Here is a 24,381-nt window from a genome sequence, read left to right on the forward strand (position 1 = left end):
TCGAGAGCAATGGGATTGTTGAGTCTAGCATCCGCGAGTTTCGCGTCACACTACGAAAGCCCGCTACGAAACCCCGCCGCGACTACGAAATCACGCGCGACGGGCGTCGTCAGTGGCCGCCGAGAATCTCGTACTTGCCACCGCGCTCGAGCGCACGCCGATACGCGGGCCGCGCGTGAATGCGCTTCAGGAAACCGGCTATCGCGGGCAACTGGCCTTCCATGCCGCCGCGCGCCGTCGCGGATGAGTCGAGGGACGTTGGCGAATGGAGCGTCACATCATAGGGACCTTGTGCCGAGGTGTGGCTCCAGTCGCGCTCTCGCGTCCGTCTCTGGCCCATGCGGCTCACGCGCGCGCCTTGCTGGCCATTAACTCATTCGACGGCAAGGTCTCGTCGAGCAGCTTGCGCGCGCTTTCGATCCCGGCCACCGGCAGCCCCTCGGGATTCAGCAAGCCCACTTGCACCAGCACCGAAGCCTGATCCCAATAGATGTGCTCGTTGTAAAGCTTGTCGCCACGAAAGCACACCACCGCCAGCATCGGCACTTCGAAATACTTGCCGGTCGGCGCGACACCCGGCAACAGCCAGTCGATTTCGCAGCTATGCGTGCAGCTGAAAATGAATTCGTCGACGATGCGGTCCGCGCCGATCGTGCGTGAAATCGGAATCAGCTTCGTATCGGGCGGATTCGAGTTGACGAAGTGATGCGTGTAGAAGCGCTTGAGCCGGTCATGGCCGACGCCGCCGGTCATCGTTGGCACGTGGTTGACATAGGGCTCGGCGACCATGGTCGGCATCACCGCGTCCACGTCGCGCGTGGCGAACTCGTGGTAGCAGTGCGCTTCCCACAGCGCGTTCAGATCGTAGACCGGACCGAGCACCTTGCGCAGCAGCGCGAGCGTGCGCGAATACGCCATCATCGCGGCGGGCTTGTCGTACTGCGGACGCGCCGGCGCGGCAAACGCGTGATCGCAACCGGGGTACACGTACTGCTCGATTTGCGGACGCGTGCGCAACGCGGCGCTGATGCGCTCGCGCGTGGCCGGCGGACAGTGCGCGTCGTTTTCGGGGAAGTGGAACACCATCGGGCAGCGCACGGCGGGCACTTCGTCCAGATGCGCTTCGAGCCCCACGCCGTAGTAGCTGACCGCGCAGTCGACGTCGGTGCGCGCGGCGCTCAGGAACGCGAGCTTGCCGCCGAGGCAGTAGCCCACCGTGCCGACCTTGCCGGCCTGTTCGGGCAGGGCGCGCAACGCGGCGAGAGTCGCGGCGATGTCGTCGATGGCGAGATCGACGTTGAACTGACCGAGATAGCCGAGCGCCTGCTGCATATCGGCGTCGCCGTAACCGAGTTCGATGCCCGGCTTGATGCGCCAGAACAGGTCCGGCACCAGCACCACATAGCCTTCCTCGGCGTAGCGGTCGGCGGTCGCCTTCATCGTGTCGTTGACGCCGAAGATTTCCTGCAACAGCACGAGGCCCGGTCCCGACCCCTGCGCCGGACGCGCGACGTAGGCGTTGAAACGGCCGCCATCCTGGGCGACGACTTCGATGAAAGAGGCTGCCATGCGGTGTGTCTCCAGGTCGCAAGTGGGTTAAGTCATCGTCCGCAACTCAAAGCGTTTGAGCTTGCCGGTTTCGGTGCGCGGCAATGCCTCGACGAACGTGATGACGCGTGGGTATTTATACGGCGCCACGCTATTTTTCACGAAATCCTGCAGTTGCGCGACCAGTTTGTCATCCGGCTCATAACCTGGGTTGAGCACCACGAACGCCTTGACGATCTGTCCGCGAGTCTCATCCACCACGCCGATCACCCCGCATTCGGACACCGCATCGTGTTGTAGCAACACGCTCTCCACTTCGGGACCGGAAATGTTGTACCCGGCTGAAACGATCATGTCGTCGGCGCGCGCCTGGTAGAACACGTAGCCGTCCTCGTCGAGATAGACCGAGTCGCCCGGCAGATTCCAGCCGTCGCGCACGAACCTCGCCTGCCGCTCGTCGGCGAGATAGCGGCAGCCGGTCGGCCCGCGCACCGCGAGTTTGCCGATCGTGCCGGGCGGCACCGGTTGCATCGCGTCGTCGACGGCCTGCACGACGTAGCCCGGCACCGCGCGGCCGATCGCATGCGGACGAATCTGCTCGCCCTGCGCCGAAATGAAAATATGGATCAACTCGGTGCCGCCGATGCCGTCGATCATGTCGATGCCGGTCGCGTCACGCCACAAACGCCGCGTGGAATCCGGCAGCGCTTCGCCGGCCGATACGGTCTTCTTCAGGCTCGACATGTCATGACGCGTGACGAGCGGCGCCATTTGCCGGTAAAAGGTCGGCGCGGTGAACATGATGGTCGCGTGAAAACGTTCAACGGTTTGCAGCAGCGTTTCGGGCGTGAGCTTCTCGATCAGCACCGTGGACGCGCCCACCCGCAGTGGAAAGCACAGCAGGCCGCCGAGCCCGAACGTAAACGCGAGCGGCGGCGTGCCGCAAAACACATCGCTCGACGATGGCTTGAGCACATGGCGAGGAAACAGATCGCACATCGCCAGCACGTCGCGATGAAAGTGCATGCAGCCTTTCGGCGCGCCGGTCGTGCCGCTCGTGAAGGCGATCAGGCAGACGTCGTCGGCGGCGGTGTCGCATGCGGTGAAGTGGTCGGGCTTGTTGACCGCGAGGGTGTCGAGCGAATCGGCGGCGTCGTCGTGGAACCGGCGCATCTGCTTCAGGCTCGCGCAGTAGAACTCGTCGCGAGGATCGGCGCAGCGCGCCAGTTCTTCGGTCAGACGGGCGTCGCACAACGCCGCGCTGATCTGCGCCTTGCCGATGATCTGCTTCAGTTCCTTCGCGCGCAGCAAGGGCATGGTCGGCACCACGACCAAACCCGCCTTCAGCGCCGCGAGCGCGGCGACGGCCATCTGCAATGTGTTCGGCCCGCGCAGCAGCACCCGGTTGCCAGGCTGCAAACCCATTTCGTCGACCAGCACGTGAGCGCTGCGATTGACGAGCGCGAGCAGTTCGCCATAAGTGGTGGCGCGCGGCGCGCCGTCCACCTCGGACCAGATCGCCGGATGGTCGCGATGGCCCGCTTCGATGGTCCGTTCGAGTAGCTCGGTCGCGCAGTTCAGGCGCGCCGGATAGGCCAAGTCCGGATTGTCGAGCAGAAAAACGGGCCACTGGTCCTGCGGCGGAAGATTGTCGCGCGCGAAAGTATCGACGTGTGCTGACGGTTCCATCTCGGGTCTCCCGGGCGTTGAGCGGGCTAAATCGCTTCGGTTGGCTTGGTGGTTTGCCTGCGCTTGTTTTCTTTCCATGCCTACTGCGGAATCACGGCGGTCGCTTCGATCTCGACCTTCGCTTCGTCTTCGATCAGCGCGACGACCTGCACGGCGCTCATCGCGATGTCATAGTCGCCGATCAACTCGCGAAACGCGCGGCCGATGTCTTTCAAAGCCGCGAGATACTCGCGTTTGTCGGTGACGTACCACGTCATGCGCACCAGATGCTCGGGCTTGCCGCCCGCTTCATGCAGCACGGCCACGACGTTTTCGAGCGCCTGGACGGCTTGCGCGGCGAAGTCGGCGGTCCGGAACTGCGCCTGTTCGTCCCAGCCGATCTGGCCGGCGATGAACACCTGCGTGCCGCTCGCCGCGACGCCGTTCGCGTAGCCGCGCGGTTTGATCCAGCCGGCGGGAAGGAGAGCTTGTTTCATGAGCGATGCGCCTCGATGGATTCGGGTTGAGGGGCAAACGTCGCGAGCGCGCTCGCGATGTCGGCGGGAATGTCGATGGATGTGCCGCTTTCGAGCGACGTGGTCACGAGCACCTGCTTCGCGCGAAAACGGGTTTCGCCGCCGCAATGGCCGACGATGTCGATGCTGATCGAACGCCGGCCGATCGCGCTCACGCCGAGCGTCAGCAAGATCGTCTCGCCCATCTGGCTCGGCCTCGAAAACTCGCAGTCGAGTTTGACGATCGGCAAGCCGACCCGGCGCTGCGCGATCATTTGCGCGTAATCGACGTGCAGGCCTTCGTTGAACCAGTCCTCGACCAGCGCGTTGGTCATCACCAGATATTGCGGAAAGAACACGATGCCCGCCGGATCGCAGTGCGAGAAGCGGATTCGCACGGGCCGTTCGAAGGTCGCGTTCATCAGCGATGTTCTCCGACGGCGGCGGCATGCGCTTTCAACAAATCGCGGCCGATGATCAACTGCTGCACTTCGGTCGCGCCTTCGTAAATGCGCAGTGCGCGGATTTCGCGATACAGCATTTCGACGGCGGTGCCGCTTTGCACACCCATGCCGCCAAAAAGCTGCACGGCGGCGTCGATCACCTGTTGCGCGCCTTCGCTTGCATGCCACTTGGCCATCGCCGCTTCGCGCGTGACGCTTTCGCCTTGATCGCGCAGCCACGCGGCGCGATAGACGAGCAGTGCGCTGCTGTCGATGGTCAACGCCATCTGCGCGAGCTTGGCCTGCGTGAGCTGGAAATCGCCGAGTGTCTGCCCGAACATCTTGCGCGACGATGCCCGCGCGAGACCCTCGGCCATCGCATGACGCGCGAAGCCCAGCGACGCAGCGGCCACCGACGTGCGGAAAATATCCAGCGTGCGCATCGCGAGCTTGAAGCCTTCGCCGGGCGCGCCGAGCATCTGGCTGCGCGGCACGCGAGCGCCCGCAAAATGCAGACGCGCGAGCGGATGCGGCGCGATAACGTCGATGCGTTCGGCGATCTCGAGCCCCGGCGTATCGGCATCGACAATGAATGCGCTGATGCCGCGCGCGCCCGGCGCTTCGCCGGTTCTCGCGAACACCACGTAGAAGTCGGCGATGCCGCCGTTGGAGATCCACGTCTTGTCGCCGTCGAGCACATAGGCGTCGCCGTCTTCACGGGCCGACAGCGCCATTGCCGCGACGTCCGAGCCCGCTTCCGGTTCCGACAGCGCGAACGCGGCGAGCGCCGTGCCGTTCGCGACGCGCGGCAGATAGCGTGTCTTTTGCTCATGCGTGCCGCCGAGCGAGATCGCGCCCGAGCCGAGACCCTGCATGGCGAGCGCGAAATCCGCGAGGCCCGAATGTTTGGCGAGCGTTTCGCGCAGCAGGCACACGGCGCGGGTATCGATCGTGTCGCCGTGACCGCCGTAGGCGACCCCGCCCACGCCGTATTTCAGCCAGCCTGCGGCGCCCAGTTCGCGCACGAGACGGCGGCAGGTCGCATCGGTGTCCGCGTGATCTTCGTGTGCGAGATTCGCGCGGCACCATGCTTCGATGCCGGCGGCCAGTCCGCGATGACGCGGCTCGAAGAACGGCCACGCGAGCGCACTGTGCAAATCGATCGGGTTGTCGGCGCTCAATTCAATCTCCCTCGAAAACCGGACGCGACTTCGCGGCAAATGCGCTATACGCGCGCTCGAAATCGCGCGTGCTCATGCAGATCGCCTGGGCCTGCGCTTCGGATTCGATCGCCTCGTCGATGCTCATGCTCCATTCCTGGTGCAGCATCTTCTTCGTGATGCCGTGCGCGAACGTCGGACCGGCGACGAGATCGGCCGCGAGCTTCTGCGCTTCGTCGACGAGCGCGGCCGGTTCGCACAGGCGGTTATAGAAGCCCCATGCATGGCCTTCGTCGCCGCTCGCCGAGCGGCCGGTGAAGAGCAGTTCGGCGGCGCGGCCCTGGCCGATGATGCGCGGCAGCATTGCGCAAGCGCCCATGTCGCAGCCCGCGAGGCCGACGCGCGAAAACAGGAACGCGAGCTTGCTGCGCGGGGTGCCCAGGCGCATGTCGGACGCCATCGCGAGAATCGCGCCCGCGCCGGCGCAGACGCCGTCGACGGCTGCGATGATGGGTTGCGGGCAATGGCGCATCGCCTTGACGAGATCGCCGGTCATGCGCGTGAAGAGCAGCAGTTCCGGCATCGGCAGATCGATCAGCGGCGCGATGATGTCGTGCACGTCGCCGCCGGAACAGAAGTTCTCGCCTGCGCCGTGAATCACCACCGCCTTCACGTCGGTCGCGTAGGCCAGTTGGCGGAACAGGTCGCGCAGCTCCGCATACGATTCGAAGGTCAGCGGATTCTTGCGCTCCGGACGGTTCAGCGTGATTGTCGCGATCTTGGCCGTCACCGACCAGCCGAAGTGTTGCGCCTCGTATCCGGCGAGCGTCAGACGGTTGCCGGCCAGCAGCGCGTCGGCGTTGGATCGTGTCATGTTGTCTCCCATGCAGATGGTTGCTGCGTTCCGTGTGCTTCAGTCCTTCAGACTGTCGAGCAGATGTTGTTTCAGTTTGCCAAGACGCTGATGCGTGCGCGACTTTTCATCGAGGCTCAGGCCGCCGAACAGTTCGACGACCCATTGCTCGTGCGCGACCGCCATCTTGTCGAAGGCCTTGCGCCCGGCGGGCGTCAGACACACGCTGATCGAACGGCGGTCGTTCGGATCGGTGTCGCGCGAGACCAGGCCCTCTTTTTCGAGCTGGTCCGTAATGCCGGTGATGTTGCCGCCCGTCACCATCAAACGCCGCGACAGCTCGGTCATCTTCAGACCTTCGGGGTGGCGTTCGAGCTGTGCCATCAGATCGAAGCGCGGCAACGTCGTGTCGAATTCGTTGCGCAGACGTCTGCGCAATTCGGCTTGCACGAGGTTGGTCGTGGTCAGCATGCGCAGCCACAAACGCAAACCCATGTGACTGTCCGCGCCCGTGCTCATTTCCAGGTCCACGACGTTCTCCGCAGGTTGGGCCACGCCTTTGCGCGGCGGTTTCGCTTCACCTGCCGCCAGCGGCTTCTTGATGTTGATTGACTTGGTCACATCACTTCTCCACCAGAGATGGAAATGGATTGCCCCGTGATGGCGTCCGAGCCGGGCTGGCACAGCCACAGCACGCTGTTGGCAACCTGCTCGGGACTCACGAAGCGATGTTGCGGATTCGAGCGCAGCAAGGTTTCGCGCGCCTGCTGTTCGGTGCGCGAGGTTTTGCTGGTGATCTGTTCGAGCGACGCCTGCAGCAGTTCGGTTTCCGTATAGCCGGGGCAGACGGCGTTGACCGTGATGCCTTTGGTCGCCACTTCCAGCGCGAGCGAGCGCGTGAGGCCGATCACGCCGTGCTTCGCGGCGCAATAGGCGGCGACATACGCGTAGCCGATTTGCCCCGCCGTGCTGGCGACATTGACGATCCGGCCACCGCCGCGTTCGAGCATGCCAGGCAGCACCGCGCGCGTGCCGAGAAAGACGCCGGTGAGGTTCACATCGAGCATGCGCTGCCACAGCGCGAGGTCGGTGTGCGTGAACGGTGCGGCCTGCGCCTGGCCCGCATTGTTGACGAGGATATCGGCGGCGCCCGCCTGGCTGAACGCGTTCGTGACCGACTCTTCCTGCGTCACGTCCACTCCGATGCACGTTACGTCGCCCAATGCACGGCATTTTTCCCGCTGCGTTTCGAGCCGCTGCACATTGCGGCCCATCAGGGTCACGCGTGCGCCGGCGCGCAGCAGCGCTTGCGCGACCGCCGCGCCGATGCCGCCGCCGCCGCCGGTCACGACGGCGTGTTGTCCCGCAAGCGCGGAGTGGGGCGTATGCGAGTGGCTCACGATGTTCCCTCGGCGCGTTGCGCGCGTTCTTGCGCGGACAGGCCCGCATTCGCGGCGACCTGCACGCGCTCGCGTTCCAGATTGCGTTCGAGTTGCGACTTCGCGGCGGTGTAAGGCTTCGGCCACGCGACATCGAAATAGCCGATCTTCGCCGCTTCGGTCAACGTCCACGCCGGATTGGCCAGATGCGGACGCGCAATCGCGCACAAGTCGGCACGCCCCGCGGCGATGATGCTGTTCACGTGATCCGCTTCCGAAATCGCGCCGACCGCGATCGTTGCGATGCCGGCTTCGTTGCGCACGCGGTCGGCGAACGGTGTCTGGAACATGCGGCCGTACACCGGCTTTTCTTCCTTGCTGACCTGACCCGACGACACGTCGATCATGTCGGCGCCGGCCGCCTTGAAAGCGCGTGCGATCTGCACGGCGTCGTCCGGCGTGGTGCCCCCTTCGACCCAATCGTTCGCGGAGATGCGTACGGAAATCGGTTTCTCTTGCGGCCACACGGCGCGGATTGCTTTGAACACCTGCAGCGGATAGCGCAAACGGTTCTCGAGCGAGCCGCCGTATTCGTCGGTGCGATGGTTGATGAGCGGCGACAGGAAGCTCGACAGGAAGTAGCCGTGCGCGCAATGCAATTCGAGCCAGTCGAACCCGGCGTCGACCGACATGCGCGCGGCGTTGACGAATTGCGCTTCGATTTCGCGCAACTCTTCATGGGTGGCTTCGCGCGAGTGCTGGCTGACGCCACGCAAATACTGCTGGGGTGAGGCCGACACGAGCGGCCAGTTACCTTCGGCGAGCGGCTGGTCGATGCCTTCCCACGAGACGCGCGTCGAACCCTTGGCACCGGAATGGCCGAGCTGGATGCCGATCTTCGCGTCCGACTGACGATGCACCAGATCGACGATCCGCTTCCACGCGGTGAGATGCTCGGGTGCGTACATGCCGGGGCACGCGGGTGTGATGCGCGCTTCGGGCGACACGCAGGTCATTTCCGTCATCACGAGGCCGGCGCCGCCCATCGCTCGCGCGCCGAGGTGCATCAGGTGATAGTCGCCGGCCACGCCGTCGACCGCCGAATATTGCGCCATCGGCGAGACCACCACGCGGTTTTTCAACGTGACGCCGCGCAACGTGAACGGCGTGAACATCGGCGGCACGGAATGCTGGTCCGGCGCGCGCTCCACGCCGGAGCGCCGGGCCAGCCAGTCTTCGAATCCCGACAGGTAGCGCGCGTCGCGCTCGCGCAGATTTTCGTGCGAAATACGCTGCGAGCGCGTGAGCAGCGAATACGCGAACTGTTCCGGCTCGAACGACGTGTAACGGTCGACGTGCTCGAACCACTCGGTCGAATTGCGCGCGGCGTTCTGGATGCGCAGCACGTCGATGCTGCGCACCTCGGTGTAATGCTTCAGCGCGGCCGGCAAGTCGCCGGGATGGGCGCCGATGCTGTTGGCGAGTTCGATCGAGTCTTCGAGCGCGAGCTTGGTGCCCGAGCCGATCGAGAAGTGCGCGGTATGCGCGGCGTCGCCCATCAGCACGACCGGCGTTTGCGAGCCGTCGGCGTTGCGGCGCCAATGGACCCACTCGCCGTTGACCACTCGCGGGAAACGAATCCATTGCGACGAGCCGCGCAAATGCGCCGCGTTGGACATCAGCGTGTTGCCGTCCAGGTACTTCGCGAACAGCTTCTCGCAGAACGCGATGCTGTCTTCCTTGCTCATTTCGTCGAGACCGGCGGCGCGCCACACGCGCTCAGGCGTCTCGACAATGAAGGTGGAAGTCTGATCGTCGAAACGATAGGCATGCGCCTGGAACCAGCCAAATTCGGTTTCTTCGAACGCGAACGTGAAGGCGTCGAACAGCTTTTTGGTGCCGAGCCATACGAAGCGGCAGTCGCGCGTGTCGATGTCCGGCCGATAAGTACCCGCGTACTTTTGCCGGATCGCGCTGTTCAGGCCGTCGCACGCGATGACGAGGTCGGCTTCGTAGACGCTGTCGTCCGTTACCCGGGTCTCGAACACCAGCTTGACGCCGAGTTCTTCGCAGCGCGCCTGCAGGATATTCAGCAGCCGCTTACGGCCGATGCCGCAAAAGCCGTGCCCCGACGAACGGATGTGCCGGCCGCGGAAATTGATCTCGATGTCGTCCCAGTGGTTGAACGCGTCGAGGATCGCGTCGGCGCTGGGGGCGTCGGCCGCGCGCAGGTTGCCGAGCGTCTGGTCGGAAAACACGACGCCCCAGCCGAATGTGTCATAGGGACGGTTGCGCTCGACGACCGTGACTTCGTAACCCGGATTGCGGCCTTTCATCAACAAGCCGAAGTACAACCCGGCCGGACCGCCGCCGATACAGACAATGCGCATGCTCGCTCCCCAAAGTGCTTCCTGCCTGAGTGTTAATTTAGGCTTAGATAGTTTAGGTGTCAAGTAAATTTCAGGGGTTGTGCTAAGGTGCACCGTTCGGTTGACGGTAAGAATTAAGAGTTTTAGTGGGAAATTGAAGGTGACTAGGGCATCCACGCGTGCCCATTTGCACAGTGCAGCCGCTACTCAACCGTGCTGGCCGGGTTGCTCGCATGGTCAACCAGGTTTCGGGAGCCGCCATGATTGTGATTGCCGTGCTTCTTTTACTCGAGCAGTGGTTGGCGTTCAAGCGATAGCTGAGCTTCCACGGTGACTGACCCGTCTTAAGCGCTTCACCCGCCGCTACTTTGTGTTGTTCGCCCGCATGAACCGCAGCGCGAATCGCACGAGCTTCGGCATCGTCTCGGGGCGCAGCAGGCGATGGTCGTAACCCGAGAAGCGTCGTTCGCTCTGCGTGAGACACAGTGTCATCAGTTCGCGCACGCTGACCTCGACCGAGGACACGGCTTGCGCGCCGTTCACCGTGAAGTTGTTATCGTGTTTGTGCTGGTTACCCTCGGCATCGAGCGTGCGCGCAAGGGTCATCCTCTCCCAGCCGAGAAACGCCCACACCCCGGCCACTTTCAGCTCGAAGCGGATGCGTTGCCACCACGACAACTGTGCGCGATGCCATGCTACCCAGTTTGCGAACAGCAGGATATGGCGGCATTCTTCCTGCATCACCGGCTCGAAGGTGTCGATCAGCTCAGGCGGGAACAGTCCCGAACGCCGGGCGACCTCGAACAGGCCGAAGGCGAAGAAGCTGTCGATGCACTCGCTGTACCCCGTCACGAGGTAGGCCCACTCGGTGTCCCTCGGATAGACGTAGGGCGCTTCGCTCGCGAGCGGAATGCCGTAGGCGGCCACCATCCGGGAGAGCACCTCCTTATGGCGGCTTTCTTCCCATGCGTTCAGCGCAAGCGCTTCGCGTAAGTCAGACTCGTTGACGGTAGCGGCGTACGCTGCCATGCGCAGCCGTGCCCTGCCTTCCGTCTGCACGGCAATGTCCCATATCGGCAGCGAAACAATCCGCTCAAGTGTGTCGGGCTCGAGATTGGGCCATTCGAGCACCGATGGACGATACGGATTGAAGGTCTCGCGAAACATTCGGCATATCTCGCGGCGATGCTCATCGGAGCCCGGCTTCAGCGGTCCAGCGATGTTGCTCGTCCACTGCCGGGCATTGCGGTCTGCCACGTCGATGGAGGCCTGGTCGGGTCTGTCTCGCGGCAGATCTGGCGCGGTGAAGCCTTGAATCAGGCGTTCGACAGCGAATGTGTCCGAGGTCGAATCATTCATTCCGGAAACTCCCAGGTGAATGCATCACCACGAATTCTGACACTACTTGAGGGGCTTTGTGTCAAAGTGGCGCCTCGATATCTGACCACCTGAACTGGTGGCATAAGCCCGGTGTTCCCAAAGTCGCTTTTGCCGCAAGACTTCAGCACTGTGCCGCTCCTTGGCGAAAAAGCGCAGAATAGGATCGTGAGCACCTTCGAACGCGCATGAGAGGAGGTGACGCCCGACTTCGGTCACGAGTGCCCGGGCGTGAGCGAGACAACTTTGCTGCAGAGAGACCCATGAAGAAAGGAAAGACAAAACTTACCCGGCATGATGCTGAGCGCCTTTTCGAGGGTCTGCCCGAGGGCAACGCGAGAGTATCGAGCCGGCCCGAGAACCCCTTCGAAGCAGGGGCATTCGACGTGGTCGAGCGCGTCGACGACGAAACCAAACTCTGGAAAGACAACCTCATTACTCTTCCGATGGCGGTCGAGTTGCCGGCCGGCTACGAGTCGGTGTCTCGCATGCGCGAGGCAATGGCTCGCGCATGGCGCGTGAAGTGGGTGAGGGAGGCTAAAAACGAGGTGGTCGCCGAGTTTCCTGAAGGATGGACCGCCGTTCGCCCGGAAAGCGGCCCCATAGAGCTGCGAGATCCGTCCGGCGTGGTCCGCGCCTTATACGGGTGGGCCAAGGATGCTGAACTCAGGGTTCTGCCACGGTATCTTGTTGAGTCACAGGCGAACAGCTCAAGCGGACTAGGCAGCTTGCTTGTCCGTGATCGCGAGAACGGTCACATTCTTGAGAGGTCGTCGACCTGGTCTGCTCAAACGGGTACCAACCATCCAGATTGGACCAGGCTGTCAGCGTGGCTCGACTTACGCTATCCACAACATCACGACCCGCTGAGGTACTGGGAAGATTGCGAGAAAAACGTCCAAAACTGAGCTACATCTGGGGGGCGCTGTTCCCGCGCAAACTGCTACACCCGGCTGGACACAGGCGAGAGGAGGGTTGTCCGCTTCATTGGGCTTCCGTGCCCGGCCAATTGTTGCTGCTCGCGCGTCACACGATTCGGTCACCCGAACGACCGCTCCACTTCGAAGTTCGCGCGGATGCGGATGCGCTATGAAAGCACCTCGGCGGTTACCGTCACGGTGCGTCGATGCAACTGACGCACCGTCCCCTTCAAACTGGCGGATGACTCGTTTCACACTCAGGCGCAGCGATGTCTGCAGCGTCTGACCGACACCGTGGGCTCATCCAAGCCACCCTTTGATGGTATCGGCCATGACGTTGGTCGAGATCCCATAGCGATCGTGCAAGGTCGGCAGCGCGCCCGCGGCGAGAAACTCATCGGGCAGTGCGATTTGACGGTAGGTCGGCGTAACGCCGGCCGTGAGCAGCGTGGTCGCGACCGCTTCTCCGAGCCCGCCGATCACCGTGTGATTCTCGGCGACCACGACCATCCTGCCCGTGCGCTTCGCTTCTCGCACGATCGTCGCGGTATCGAGCGGCTTGATGGTCGGCACGTGCAACACACCGACCCCGACGTTGTCCGCTTCCAGAAGCTTTGCGACTTCCAGCGAGCGCATGGTCATGATGCCCGACGAAATGATCAGCACCTCGGCGCCGTCGCGAAGCAGCTTCGCCTTGCCAAGTTCAAACTGATAGTCGTATTCATCGAGTACGGCCGGAACGTTGCCCCGCAGCAAGCGCGCATACACCGGGCCGTTATGCGCGGCGATCGCGGGCACCATCTGTTCGGTATCGAGCGCGTCGCACGGATCGATCACCGTCATGTTCGGCATCGCACGCATCAGGGCAAGATCCTCTGCCGCCTGGTGGCTCGGACCGTAGCCGGTCGTGAGGCCAGGCAGTGCGCAGATGATCTTCACGTCGAGGTTGTCCTCGGCGATGGCCTGGTGCATGAAGTCATACGCACGACGGGTTGCGAACACGGCGTACGTCGTCACGAACGGCTGGGCGCCTTCGTGCGCCATACCGGCGGCCGCGCCCATCAGCAACTGCTCGGCCATGCCCATCTGGTAGTAGCGTTCCGGAAATTCCTTGCCGAAGATGTGCAGGTCGGTGTACTTGCCGAGGTCGGCAGTCATACCCACTACGTTCGTCTTCTCCCGAGCCAGTTGGGCCAATGCATGGCCGAACGGAGCGGAACGCGTGACCTGTCCTTCGCCGGCGATTGATGCAATCATCGCCGAGGTCTTCAGACGCGGCTTTTTGGTGGTGGTGTCGCTCATGCTTGTCTCCCTGCTTCGAGTGCTGCGAGCGCCAGCTGCCACTCATGGGCATCGACGCGGATGAAATGGTTCTTTTCCCGTTCTTCAAGGAATGGCACGCCGCACCCCATGCGGGTATCGCAAACGATAATCCGGGGCTGCTCTTTCGGATGGCTGCGCGCTGCATCGAAAGCCGCCTTCACGGCATCGATGTCGTTGCCGTCGATGCGTTGCACGTACCAGCCGAACGCTTCGAGCTTCTCGACGAGCGGCTCGAACGCCATGATCTTCGACGACGGACCGTCGGCCTGCTGGTTGTTGACGTCGACCATGGCGATCAGGTTGTCGAGCTTCCAGTGAGCCGCCGACATGAGGCCTTCCCAGATCGCGCCTTCATCGAGTTCGCCGTCGGAGAAGAGCGTGTAGACGAAGGCCTTCGAGGCTTTGCGCTTCAGTCCCAGGCAGCGGCCAACCGCGATCGTCAGACCGTGGCCGAGCGAGCCGCCGGACATCTCCATGCCGGGCGTGTAGCTCGCCATGCCGGACATCGGCAACCGGCTGTCATCGCTGCCGTAGGTTTCGAGTTCTTCCGGTGGCAGGAAGCCGGCTTCGAAAAGCGCGGCGTAAAGCGCGATCGCATAGTGGCCGTTGGACAGCAGGAAGCGGTCGCGGCCTTCCCATTCGGGATCGTCGGCCCGGTAGCGCATCGCGCCGAAGTAGGCGACCGCGAGTACATCGGCAATGTCGAGTGCCTGGCCGATATAGCCTTGTCCCTGCACTTCGCCCATCAGCAAGGCGTTTCTGCGAATCCGGTAGGCGCGCTCGGCGAGCGTCACCGCATCTGATGACGGACTGTTCATGGTGTCTCCTTGATTTAAAAAGTGAGTCTTTGCAGCAGACGATGTCAGCGATTGACAGTTTTGGCTGGTACGAGGAAAACAAGCCCGGCACCGATGACGACAGCGACGGAGATAAAGATGAGCCCGGCCGTCGACTTGCCCGTCAGGTCGTTCAACCAGCCGACAATGGCCGGCGAGAAGAAGCCTGCGAGATTGGCGAAGCACTTCACCGCGGCGATACCCGCCGCTGCGGACATGCCGCCGAGGAGCGCGGTCGGCAGCGACCAGAACTGTGACGACGATGCGAGGATGCCGGCGGCGGCCACGCTGACACACACCAACGACGCGCCGACTCCGCCCAGCATCGGAAGCGTTGCAAAGCCCGCCGCCGATACGAGCATCGGGATCGCAAGATGCAGACGCCGTTCGCGATGGCGGTCAGCGCTTGCTCCCACCAGCGGCAGCGCAATGATGGCGCAGAGGTAAGGAATGGCCGTAAAGACGCCCACCCACAGCGGGTCCGCCACGCCGGACTTGCGGATGATCGTCGGCAGCCAGAACGTAAGCCCATACTGACCGAGCACGACGCAGAAGTAGATGGCAGCCATCAACCACAAACGACGATCGCCGATAAAAGACCTGATCGACACATGGGCGACCTTGTGGGCGTTGTCGTTCGCCACGTTGCGTGCGAGGAGCGCCTTCTCCGCATCAGTGAGCCACTTGGCCGCAGCGATACCGTTGTCGAGGTAGAGCAGGATGGCGACGCCAAGGAGCAACGACGGCAGTGCTTCGAGGATGAACAGCCACTTCCAGCCCGCGAGGCCATGTACCCCCTGGAACGCATGCAGGATGAAACCGGACAGCGGCCCGCCGACAATGCCGGCAAGCGGAATTGCCATGAAAAAGAGCGAAAGCGCCTTCGCTCGCCGTGCCGAAGGAAACCAGTAAGTCAGATACAGGATGACGCCGGGCGCGAACCCCGCCTCGGCCACGCCCAATAGAAAGCGGAGCACATAGAAGCTGGTGGGCGACCTCACGAAGACGAAGCAGGCGGAAATGACTGCCCACGTCAGCATGATGCGAGCGAGCCAGTTGCGTGCGCCGACCCTATGCAACAGGAGATTGCTCGGCACCTCGAAGAGGAAATAGCCGAGAAAGAAAACCCCGGCGCCGATGCCATATACGGTTTCGCTGAATCGCAGGTCGTTGAGCATCTGCAGTTTCGCAAAGCCCACGTTGACGCGATCGAGATAAGCGCCCAGATAGCACACCATCAGGAACGGTATCAAGCGCCGTCCAACCTTGGCATACGTTTTTGATTCGAAACTCGCCGAATCGGCGAGCGATGTGACATCGCCCGTCATTGACGGCGCGGTGGCCTTCGTTTTCATGCTTGTCTCCTGCCATATCGCCCCGGATTTTCCCCGGGTGCATTGACTCATCCGCCGCACTTGCGCCGGATGTCGTGCTTAGTGGATCAACATTCCGCCGTTGACGTCGAGCGTGATGCCGGTGAGATAGGCGGACAGGTCGCTCGAAAGGAACAGACAGGCGTTCGCGACGTCGTCGGCATCGCCGAGCCGGCCGAGCGGAATGCCCTTGATGATGTCGGCGCGCATCTCTGTCGTGAGCTTGTCGCCGGTGATGTCGGTCTGGATGAGGCCCGGCGTGATCGAGTTGACGCGGATGTTGTCCGCCCCGAGTTCACGCGCCATGGCACGAGCGAGGCCGAGTACGCCCGCTTTTGCGGCGCTGTAGTGAGGACCGCCGAAGATGCCGCCGCCGCGTTGCGCGGAGACCGACGACATGCAGACGATGCTGCCGCTTTTCTGCTTTCTCATCTGCGGAATAACCGCTTGCGACATATAGAGCGTGCCGCGCAGGTTCACGTCGACGACCGCATCGAAGTTGTGCGCTTCGATGTCCATCGTCTTCAACGGCTGAGTGATGCCCGCGTTGTTGATAAGGCCATCGACGCGGCCGTACTTCTCGATGACCGCCTTGGCGGCCGCAATGCATGCGGTCTTGTCGGTCACATCGCAGGCGAGGCCGAGGTGCTGTTCGCCGAGGTCGCGCGCGGCGCTCTCGGCGTCTTCCTTGCGAAGGTCCAGAATCACCACTCGCGCGCCCTGGGCGGCAAGCGCTTTTGCGGTCGCCTTGCCGATCCCGCGCGGCGAGGCCGCACCGGTTACGACTACGACTTTGCTGTCGAGCAACATGTTTGTCTCCATCGATCACGTTAGTTGGTAGACGCAGTTTCAGCGCTTCGACCATCGCGATCAATGCAGTTCGGCTCAACTATTGCTGAAGAATTTTCAGGTGTCGCCGCACCTTGGAGTCACGGGCGTGAGAAAGCAGCCCTTTCGCATGGGCAGGGCGCCGCCGTCCCGACCTGGCGCGGGCCCGGCGCTACACGGCGTCACGGTTGATCTCCTGCTCGACCCAGGCCAGGAATTTGGCCACGCGCGGCAAATCCGCGTTCTGGGAAGGGTAAACGAGGTGGTGGGCTCCGACCTCCACCGCATACGTACGATCGAAGACCGGCACGAGCGAACCGCGTTTCAGATGGACCGATGCGAGCATCGTGCTTTCGAGCGCGATGCCGTGTCCCAATGCGGCGGCCTCGAGCGACATGTACGAGCGGTCGAAAGCGAAATCGTATGACTTGCGCGACTCCGCGACGCCGAACTTGCCGAACCATTGCTTCCACTGCACGAGAGGCGTCTCCGAGAAGATCAGACGACGCTCGATCAGATCCTCGGGGGTGCGCACTGGAAACTTTCTCAGGTATTCCTCCGAGGCAAGAGGCGCGATGAATTCATGACGAAGCGTTTTGATCTCGCCGTCGGTCCAATGCGCGTAACCATGCCGTACATCGACGTCATAGTAGCCGGACGTGAATGACACATCCTCGTATGAACACGCCAGATTCAATTGAATGTCGCCGTTCGCTTCCTGGAAGGAAGCGAGGCGTGGCAGCAGCCACATCAGCCCGAAGCTGGGGCTCGAATGAATGCGAAGAATCTCCACGCCCGACTGGCTCGATGCGCGCTCCGTCGCGCGGCTCAGATCCGCGAGCGATCCGGTGACATCGGCCAGATATTGCTGACCCGTTGGCGTCAGCACCAGTCCCCGCCCCACTCTCGTGAACAAGGGTCTTTCGACCATGGATTCGAGATTGGCAATTTGATGGCTGACCGCCGATGGCGTCAGTCCTAATTCATCAGCTGCCCGATTCACGCTCTTCGTACGGGCGACACTCTCGAATGCGATGATGGCTTTCAGTGGTGGGATGCGCATTGTTCGGCCTCGCTACAGGCGGTTCCAGCAATGTCGCGCATCCGGGAGGTAAAGGCAAGCCGGGGTTCGGCCGAATCAGATTATCAAATTGCTCACCAGCTCGACAGGCTGCGTCGTTCGCCGCTTTCCGACGTCAACCTGCCGTAGTCGATCCCGGAGCAGCCATAGGCGCTGCTCCATAGCAGACGTTCAACACCAACATCTGAAGAGCATGTCGCGCGACAAGATAACGTCGTGCTCGGCCGAGGCGTTGCCTTCCTATGTACTCCGCGGCACGCCCAGGTGGCAGGCCTCGTTGCTCAACAAGCGTCGAGCGCCAATGGCCTCGTTTTGGCTCATACCAGATTCATGTAATAGCGCTCCTTCGCCCCCGCCACCTATGATTGAAAAGACTCGGGGTTTCGGTATCCCAGGTAGTTTCACGGCACCCAACGCCGGCTTTCCGAACCCTTCACGATGATCGACGAGACCGCTACCCGGCGGTACGCAGCCACGCCCGGCATTCAGTCTCTTTTCCCTCTTCCAATGGCAGTCACACGAAAGGACGCACTATGACCGTGCCCCCAGGCAGTGGAACACATGTTTCCGCGGATGCGACCCGCTCGGGCCGATTGTTTTTCCTCGAATTGAGCGGCGGCCGCATTCACTCGACAAAGCCCGATGGATCCGACCGCAAGACGATCGTCACGGATTGCCGCCTCCCCGACGGCATCGTCGTGGAGGCGGATGCTGGTCATATCTATTGGACCAACATGGGTACGGTCGGCCTCGATGATGGCTCGATCGAGCGCGCCGACCTCGACGGCAAGAACCGCGTGGTCATCGTCCCGCAAGGCGTCACGCACACACCCAAGCAGATTCATCTCGACAAGGCGGGCGGCAAGCTCTATTGGTGCGACCGCGAGGGCATGCGCGTGATGCGCGCCAACCTCGACGGCTCTCAGGTCGAAACGCTGGTCGCGACCGGACATGGCGACAAGGACCGGCTCGACCCGACCCGCTGGTGCGTTGGAATCACGATCGATCCGAAGCTAGGGAAACTTTACTGGACGCAGAAAGGCCCGGACAACGCCGGCCTGGGCCGCCTCTTCCGCGCCAGTATCGACATCCCGCGGGGCGAGGACCCGGCAAACCGCTCGGACATCGAGCTCCTGTTCGACCGGCTGCCAGAGCCCATCGACCTCGAGCTCGACCTGATAAACCGCGCCCTCTACTGGACTGACCGCGGCGATCCTCCGCGCGGCAATACCGTCAGTCGCGTGCTGGTCGACGGGGAGGCGTCGCCTGAAATCGTCGTTACGCACTTGATGGAGGCAATCGGTATCGCGCTCGACGTTCCCGGCAACCGGATGTTCGTCACGGACCTGGCCGGCTCCGTCTATTGCGTCGATCTCGATGGAAAGAACCAGCGCAATTTCCTCTTCGCCCAAGGCAATCTCACCGGCATCGCCTATGCCGAAGTCTGACCAACGGATTGGAGACAATGACATGACTGATACCCCGGCCATTCGTCGCATCGCCATCATCGGCACCGGCGTGATCGGCGCCAGCTGGACCGCGCTGTTTCTCGCCAAGGGACTGCAGGTCGTTGCGACGGACATCGCGCCAAATGCCGAAGCCCAACTCAAGGAGTTCGTGGAGTCGGCCTGGCCGGCGCTCAAGAGATTGGGCCTTGCGCCCGGAGCGTCGCAAGCGAACCTGACGTTCACCCCCGTGCTCGCACAAGCGCTCACGGATGTGGATCTCGTCCAGGAAAACGGCCCCGAGCGGCTCGAATTCAAGCAGGAGCTCTATCGGCAACTCGATGAGCTGCTGCCACCCAACGTGATCATCGCGTCGAGCACTTCGACCCTGCCCATGAGCAGCATCCAGGTGGGCGCCGTGCTGCATCCCGAGCGCTGCGTCGTCGGTCATCCGTTCAATCCGCCGCACCTGATTCCGCTGGTCGAGATAGTCGGCGGGACAAAGACCTCGGAAGAGACGATCCGGCGCGCCACGGAGTTCTATACCTCGATCGGGAAACGGGCGGTGCGCCTGCACAAGGAATTGCAGGGCCATGTCGCCAACCGTCTGCAGTTCGCGGTCGCGCGCGAGGTCTACTACCTGGTGGCGCAGGGTGTGCTGAGCGCCGCCGACGCCGATACCGCCCTTTCATGGGGGCCGGGCCTGCGCTGGGGCGTGATGGGCAACATGATGCTCAATCACCTCGGCGGCGGCCCGGGCGGCATCGAGCACTTCTTCCATCAGTTCACGGGCCCGATGACGGCTGGCTGGAAGGATCTGGGCTCGCCGGAGCTGACGCCGGAAGTGCAGAAGAAGCTTATCGACAGCGTCCACGCAGAGGTCGGATCGCGATCCATCGAAGAGCTGGAGGCGGAGCGTGACGAGATGCTGCTCGGCCTCATCGAACTGCGCAGCAAAGGAATTGCGCGTTAAAGGCACGGACGCGGCCACGCCACGCGAGGCTGCGGCTCGCGTGGGCGGCTCGCGGGCATTGACACTCCTTAACGAAATGGATTCTTGCAAATGAACGACTCGACCAATCTTCCAATCGAAAATGAAAACAAAACGGATCGGCTCACCGGCATCATTCAATCGAAGCTCGCGAATCCGGCGCGGAGTTCGGATATCGACCTGCACGGCGCGCTCAATGACGTACTGAAAGACGTCGGTTTATCGACGGCGGACAGCGGGGGCAAGATCACTTTCCACGGCCGGGATCCGATCATTCCCGCTCTCTTCCGGTTCGGCTCGTTGTCCGCGATCGCCCTGGCCGCCAAGGCCGTCGGCGTCGCTGCGCTATGGCGACTGCGCAGCGGCGAGGAACAGGACATCGAAGTGGACGTTCGTAAAGCGTTGCGGCGCTTCGCCGGGTTTTTCGATCTGAAATGGGAGACGATCAATGGACGTTCTCCGGCCCTCAAAGTCGATACGAATCTCTTTCGCGAAACTCGCGATGGACGGCACGTCGTGCCCCTGAACATCTATCCAAAGCTGGCTGCCCGCGAGCTCAGCCTGCTCCGGTGCGACGCCAGCCCGGAATCCGTACGCAACGCCATTCTGCAATGGCGCGCGGATGACCTGGAGAATGCGGCGGCAGACGCCGGAATCGTCATCGCCAAGGTGCGTACTTTCGAGGAATTCCGCAAGGAGCTTCAGTACACCGAGGTCCTCTCGAGAATGTCGCTGATCAACGTGGAAAAGATCGGCGAAAGCGAGCCGATCCCATTCAGGAAAGATGGCACCGCTCCGCTGGACGGCATTCGCGCACTTGGAATGGGTCACGTGATTGCCGGAGCGGCCATCGGGAGAGACCTCGCTTTGCACGGGGCCGATGTCCTCAACATCTGGCGGCCGTACGACGACAGCGAGATCGAAGCGTTCGCGTGGGATACTCAGGTCGGGATGCGCTCGACGATCCTGGATTACTCGAAGGAGGATCGCGCAAAATTCGATCTCCTGCTGAAGGATGCCGACGTCTTCTTCGCGAACAAGCGTCCGGGCTATCTGGAGCGCCGTGGTCTGGATGCCGACGAGCTCTGTGGCAGGAAGCCTGGGTTGATCCATGCCAGTGTCCTGCTTCACGGTGCCAAGGGCCCCTGGAAGTATCGTCCGGGATTCGATGAAATCGGCGCGGCCGTCTCGGGGCTGTTCGCCGTCGAAGGCACACTCGCGCGTCCGAAATCGCCGCCGATCATCCCCATTGTCGACAACGTGGTGGGCTGGCTCGGCACGGTCGGTGTACTGGCAGCGCTGCGCAGTCGTGCGATCGAGGGTGGCAGCTATCGGGTCACCGTTTCCCTGACCCGCACCGTGCTGTGGCTGTTCTCGCTCGGCATCTTCGACAGGGACTACGCCCGCGCGGCCGCCGGATCTTCCGGGGAGCACGCGTACGTCGCTCCCGATCTGTTCACGGCGGAGACCCCGCTGGGCACGTATCAGGGCATGACCGACCAGGTGGTCCTGTCGAAGACTCCCGGGTCCTTCAGGACAGTGCTCGTGCCAAGAGGATCGAGCAAGCCCGAATGGCTGACACGCTGAAGGCGCCCGACGTGCACTTCTGCGAAGTCGGCCGGGGGCACGACGGCGTAATCGTTGATGTCGGTTAGCTTCCTGACCAGGTGGCTGCATCATCACGCGCCGACGGAAATCCAGACACGGCTGCATCAGCAGGGCAAACACAAGGTGCTGCTGCCAGTCAATGTCGGATGATTCAGTGGACCAACGTCACCGGAGTGACGGTGCGCCTCGACAAGGACGCGAACATGATCTGTCTGCGGAAGAAGCCCATGTGGCTGACATCGATCACCATGACGTCGGGCCGGGTGATTGCCGCGTAGTCGGCGATCGCTTTTGTCCAACGGCCGGATATGCGCTTCCAGCGGTACGGCACGCCGGCGTCCTCGAGAATGTTGCGGGCGTCGATCAACGCCTTCAGCATAGCCCGCTTCTCGCGGCGAACCAGAGCGCCGCGGGTATGGAAGGCGGTGGCGCGTCCTTGATCGACGGGCTCGAGAACTTCCACCAATTCGACCTCTGTGACACCGCGTTCCAGAAACATGGACACCGCATAGCGTGCGGCTTCGACCGCACCGCGATGATCGAGGACGGGAATCAGCATTCGTATCATCGAAAACTTCACACCGGTACTTCTGTATTTTGAGCTTAGCGAAAGCTGCGTTAAAGCCGTGTAAAAGTATTCGATTTGTTCAATGGCGGCGGTCAGTCCGCGAACCGCGTGGCTACGCCTGAATGGCTGCCGGATTCAGTTCGATATGCAGGATCACGAGCCAGCGTCTCGGGCAGTCGTCGGCAATCTGCACATACGGCTGGCGGTCGCCGCCCTTCTTCACAAAGCCCTTCTCACGCGCGACGCCGAATGCGCGACGTGCGTCGGATTGCAGCCATAGTGTCAATAGTCCGCACGTCACGCAACTGAAAAGCCAAACGGTTTCATTCGGCAGCGCAGTATCGAGTTGCCGCGCGAGATAGGTGAAAAGCGTCGTGAGAATCTGATTGGCCGCGAAGGCGATGGCGACGACCTTGCACATTCCCCGGAACATCATCGCGAATCTTGAGGGGGTCATGGCAGGTCAGATTCCAAGCACGCGACGAGCTTCGACTTCGGCCAGTTCCAGCGCTTGTGCGGAAATCGACATCGGCCGACCGCAGCCACGCCCGGTGATTCGCTGAATCTCCTTGCCGTTCCGGGTCACCGTGACGCGTAGGGCTCCTTTGAACATGCGGCCCGGGGCGGGAAGCACACAAGCCTCGACGGTCACGCTTCCCTTCGTTTGTTTGAATGCCATATAACCTCCAGCAATTCGGATAATCGTTGTGGCGAATGCCAGCCACAAACTATACGGAGGACAACGTTAACACCGCGAAACGATTGCCTGCGACAGCGTAAAAATCCAATGAAATTCACTGCGCGCCGACCAGCCGGTACCCCACGCCCGACTCAGTGATGATGTGCTCGGGGTGCGCCGGATCGCTTTCGAGCTTGTGGCGCAGATGTCCCATGTAGACCCGCAGATAATGGTGGTTATCGGTTTGCAACGGACCCCATACCTCGCCAAGCAGTTGCGCATGCGTCAATACCCGCCCCGAATGACGTACCAGTGTCGAGAGAAGCCGATATTCGGTGGGACTGAGATGAACAATATGGCTATCGCGCAGCACTTGCCGCTCGCCGAGATCGACCGTGACCTGGCCGAAATGGACCAGCGGCGAACCGACCCGTCCCGGTGCGGTTTGCCTGCGCAAATGCGCACGAATCCGCGCGCCTAGCTCGGGCAAGCCAAACGGCTTGGTCAGATAATCGTCGGCACCGGCGTCGAGCGCGGCGACCTTGTCTTCCTCGCGGTTTCGCGCCGACAGGACGATCACCGGCATCGCCGACCAGCCGCGCAACTGGCGGATCACTTCGATGCCGTCCATATCAGGCAAGGCGAGATCAGTGATGACGAGATCCGCCAGCCGCGTCGCGGCCTGGGCGAGACCTTGTGCACCTGTCTGCGCTCCGAACACGCTCATCCCGTGCGCTTCGAGGTGCGTGCGAATGAAGCGGCTGATGGTTTTGTCATCGTCTATTACAACGACGGTTATGGTGGGTTCGCTCATAACGGCCGCGAGCGTCGACGTCACTGCATTGGCCTGAGGTCGTCCAACGCAAGGTTGAGCTTCAGCACGTTCACGCGCGCTTCGCCGAGAATGCCGAACTGCCGCCCCGACGTATTGCGGGTGACAAGATCACGAACCTGGTCGGTCGGCAGGCCTCGGGCTTTCGCCACACGCGCAATCTGATAGGCTGCGGCCGCCGGGCTGATTTCCGGGTCGAGTCCACTGCCCGAGGACGTTACCAGGTCCACCGGCACCGGTTGCGACATGTCGTTACCTGCGGCTTTCAAGGCATCGAGACGGCCCTTGATTTCGCCCGCAAGCGCGGGGTTGGTCGGCCCGAGGTTCGAACCGCCCGAATTCTGCGCGTTGTAGGGCATGGGACTGGTGGCCGACAAGCGTCCCCAGAAATAGTACGGCGCGTCGAACTGCTGACCGATCAGTTTAGAGCCGACCGGCTTGCCGTTCCTCTCGATCAGGCTGCCGCCTGCCTGTGCCCCGAAGGCGCCGTGGCCGATGGCCGTGACGACGACCGGATAGATCACCCCGGTGATCACGGTCATCAGGATGAAGAGGACAAGTACCGGGCGAATTAGCGTTTTCATG

Annotated in this window: 24 protein-coding genes and 1 pseudogene; 4 read left to right on the forward strand and 21 right to left on the reverse strand. The window is 62.4% G+C overall.

Annotated elements, in window-relative coordinates:
* Window positions 1-109: 109 nt before the first annotated feature.
* The 11 genes and pseudogenes from PQR02_RS16050 to PQR02_RS16100 form a co-directional block, all read right to left on the reverse strand.
* Window positions 110-244 (reverse strand): annotated as a pseudogene (locus tag PQR02_RS16050) (glutathione S-transferase); the annotation flags it as partial.
* 101 nt (window positions 245-345) lie between these two features.
* A complete protein-coding gene (locus PQR02_RS16055) occupies window positions 346-1,569 on the reverse strand; it encodes a dienelactone hydrolase family protein (RefSeq protein ID WP_408232457.1) in 1,224 nt (407 codons plus the stop codon).
* A 27-nt stretch (window positions 1,570-1,596) separates the two neighbouring features.
* Complete coding sequence (locus PQR02_RS16060; protein WP_408232460.1) at window positions 1,597-3,237, reverse strand: AMP-binding protein; 1,641 nt, start codon at window positions 3,235-3,237, stop codon at window positions 1,597-1,599.
* Between the two features lie 80 nt (window positions 3,238-3,317).
* Entirely contained in the window at window positions 3,318-3,713 is a 396-nt protein-coding gene (locus PQR02_RS16065) for a RidA family protein (protein WP_408232463.1), read from the reverse strand.
* Window positions 3,710-4,153, reverse strand: a complete 444-nt coding sequence (locus tag PQR02_RS16070; RefSeq protein WP_149671319.1) for an acyl-CoA thioesterase — start codon at window positions 4,151-4,153, stop codon at window positions 3,710-3,712. The genes PQR02_RS16065 and PQR02_RS16070 overlap by 4 nt, the downstream gene beginning before the upstream one ends.
* Window positions 4,153-5,355 carry an acyl-CoA dehydrogenase family protein gene (locus tag PQR02_RS16075; RefSeq protein ID WP_408232467.1) on the reverse strand — a complete coding sequence of 401 codons (1,203 nt, stop codon included), beginning with the start codon at window positions 5,353-5,355 and terminating at the stop codon, window positions 4,153-4,155. Before PQR02_RS16075 ends, PQR02_RS16070 begins: the two co-directional genes overlap by 1 nt.
* 1 nt (window position 5,356) lies before the next feature.
* Window positions 5,357-6,208 carry an enoyl-CoA hydratase family protein gene (locus PQR02_RS16080; protein WP_408232470.1) on the reverse strand — a complete coding sequence of 284 codons (852 nt, stop codon included), beginning with the start codon at window positions 6,206-6,208 and terminating at the stop codon, window positions 5,357-5,359.
* Window positions 6,209-6,247: 39 nt separating this feature from the next.
* Window positions 6,248-6,808: a MarR family winged helix-turn-helix transcriptional regulator gene (locus PQR02_RS16085; RefSeq protein ID WP_408232473.1), complete on the reverse strand. Its 561-nt coding sequence runs from the start codon at window positions 6,806-6,808 to the stop codon at window positions 6,248-6,250.
* A complete protein-coding gene (locus tag PQR02_RS16090) occupies window positions 6,805-7,587 on the reverse strand; it encodes an SDR family NAD(P)-dependent oxidoreductase (RefSeq protein WP_408232476.1) in 783 nt (260 codons plus the stop codon). The genes PQR02_RS16085 and PQR02_RS16090 overlap by 4 nt, the downstream gene beginning before the upstream one ends.
* Window positions 7,584-9,956 carry a bifunctional salicylyl-CoA 5-hydroxylase/oxidoreductase gene (locus tag PQR02_RS16095; RefSeq protein ID WP_408232479.1) on the reverse strand — a complete coding sequence of 791 codons (2,373 nt, stop codon included), beginning with the start codon at window positions 9,954-9,956 and terminating at the stop codon, window positions 7,584-7,586. The genes PQR02_RS16090 and PQR02_RS16095 overlap by 4 nt, the downstream gene beginning before the upstream one ends.
* A gap of 342 nt (window positions 9,957-10,298) precedes the next feature.
* Window positions 10,299-11,294, reverse strand: coding sequence for a ferritin-like domain-containing protein (locus PQR02_RS16100; RefSeq protein WP_408232482.1), 996 nt, complete (start codon window positions 11,292-11,294; stop codon window positions 10,299-10,301).
* A 281-nt stretch (window positions 11,295-11,575) separates the two neighbouring features.
* Between PQR02_RS16100 and PQR02_RS16105 the strand changes: the two genes are divergently transcribed.
* Window positions 11,576-12,220 (forward strand): hypothetical protein, encoded by a 645-nt coding sequence (locus PQR02_RS16105; protein ID WP_408232485.1) that lies wholly within the window; start codon window positions 11,576-11,578, stop codon window positions 12,218-12,220.
* A gap of 312 nt (window positions 12,221-12,532) precedes the next feature.
* Here the strand turns inward: PQR02_RS16105 and PQR02_RS16110 are convergent, their stop codons facing one another.
* From PQR02_RS16110 to PQR02_RS16130, 5 genes are all read right to left on the reverse strand, one after another.
* On the reverse strand, window positions 12,533-13,534 hold the full coding sequence (locus PQR02_RS16110) for a transketolase family protein (protein ID WP_408232488.1): 1,002 nt from the start codon (window positions 13,532-13,534) through the stop codon (window positions 12,533-12,535).
* The gene (locus PQR02_RS16115; RefSeq protein WP_408232491.1) at window positions 13,531-14,373 is read right to left on the reverse strand and encodes a transketolase; all 843 of its coding nucleotides are present in this window, start codon (window positions 14,371-14,373) and stop codon (window positions 13,531-13,533) included. The genes PQR02_RS16110 and PQR02_RS16115 overlap by 4 nt, the downstream gene beginning before the upstream one ends.
* A 44-nt stretch (window positions 14,374-14,417) precedes the next feature.
* Window positions 14,418-15,746 (reverse strand): MFS transporter, encoded by a 1,329-nt coding sequence (locus PQR02_RS16120; protein ID WP_408232494.1) that lies wholly within the window; start codon window positions 15,744-15,746, stop codon window positions 14,418-14,420.
* A 78-nt stretch (window positions 15,747-15,824) separates the two neighbouring features.
* Window positions 15,825-16,574 carry an SDR family NAD(P)-dependent oxidoreductase gene (locus PQR02_RS16125; RefSeq protein ID WP_408232497.1) on the reverse strand — a complete coding sequence of 250 codons (750 nt, stop codon included), beginning with the start codon at window positions 16,572-16,574 and terminating at the stop codon, window positions 15,825-15,827.
* A 190-nt stretch (window positions 16,575-16,764) separates the two neighbouring features.
* The gene (locus PQR02_RS16130; protein WP_408232500.1) at window positions 16,765-17,655 is read right to left on the reverse strand and encodes a LysR substrate-binding domain-containing protein; all 891 of its coding nucleotides are present in this window, start codon (window positions 17,653-17,655) and stop codon (window positions 16,765-16,767) included.
* 551 nt (window positions 17,656-18,206) lie between these two features.
* Between PQR02_RS16130 and PQR02_RS16135 the strand changes: the two genes are divergently transcribed.
* The 3 genes from PQR02_RS16135 (at window position 18,207) to PQR02_RS16145 (ending at window position 21,696) form a co-directional block, all read left to right on the forward strand.
* Window positions 18,207-19,121, forward strand: coding sequence for a 3-hydroxyacyl-CoA dehydrogenase (locus tag PQR02_RS16135; RefSeq protein WP_408232503.1), 915 nt, complete (start codon window positions 18,207-18,209; stop codon window positions 19,119-19,121).
* Window positions 19,108-20,091: a 3-hydroxyacyl-CoA dehydrogenase NAD-binding domain-containing protein gene (locus PQR02_RS16140; RefSeq protein ID WP_408232506.1), complete on the forward strand. Its 984-nt coding sequence runs from the start codon at window positions 19,108-19,110 to the stop codon at window positions 20,089-20,091. The genes PQR02_RS16135 and PQR02_RS16140 overlap by 14 nt, the downstream gene beginning before the upstream one ends.
* A gap of 90 nt (window positions 20,092-20,181) precedes the next feature.
* Window positions 20,182-21,696, forward strand: a complete 1,515-nt coding sequence (locus PQR02_RS16145) for a CoA transferase (RefSeq protein WP_408232509.1) — start codon at window positions 20,182-20,184, stop codon at window positions 21,694-21,696.
* Window positions 21,697-21,868: 172 nt separating this feature from the next.
* Here the strand turns inward: PQR02_RS16145 and PQR02_RS16150 are convergent, their stop codons facing one another.
* The 5 genes from PQR02_RS16150 to kdpC form a co-directional block, all read right to left on the reverse strand.
* Window positions 21,869-22,276 (reverse strand): universal stress protein, encoded by a 408-nt coding sequence (locus PQR02_RS16150; RefSeq protein ID WP_408232512.1) that lies wholly within the window; start codon window positions 22,274-22,276, stop codon window positions 21,869-21,871.
* 121 nt (window positions 22,277-22,397) lie between these two features.
* Complete coding sequence (locus PQR02_RS16155; RefSeq protein ID WP_408232515.1) at window positions 22,398-22,742, reverse strand: hypothetical protein; 345 nt, start codon at window positions 22,740-22,742, stop codon at window positions 22,398-22,400.
* 6 nt (window positions 22,743-22,748) lie between these two features.
* Entirely contained in the window at window positions 22,749-22,964 is a 216-nt protein-coding gene (locus tag PQR02_RS16160) for a hypothetical protein (RefSeq protein ID WP_408232518.1), read from the reverse strand.
* Window positions 22,965-23,079: 115 nt separating this feature from the next.
* On the reverse strand, window positions 23,080-23,778 hold the full coding sequence (locus PQR02_RS16165) for a response regulator (RefSeq protein ID WP_408232521.1): 699 nt from the start codon (window positions 23,776-23,778) through the stop codon (window positions 23,080-23,082).
* Window positions 23,779-23,798: 20 nt separating this feature from the next.
* The gene (gene kdpC / locus PQR02_RS16170; RefSeq protein ID WP_408232523.1) at window positions 23,799-24,380 is read right to left on the reverse strand and encodes a potassium-transporting ATPase subunit KdpC; all 582 of its coding nucleotides are present in this window, start codon (window positions 24,378-24,380) and stop codon (window positions 23,799-23,801) included.
* Between the last annotated feature and the right edge of the window lies 1 nt (window position 24,381).

Source organism: Paraburkholderia sediminicola (assembly GCF_046026895.1).
GTDB classification, from domain to species: domain Bacteria; phylum Pseudomonadota; class Gammaproteobacteria; order Burkholderiales; family Burkholderiaceae; genus Paraburkholderia; species Paraburkholderia sediminicola_C.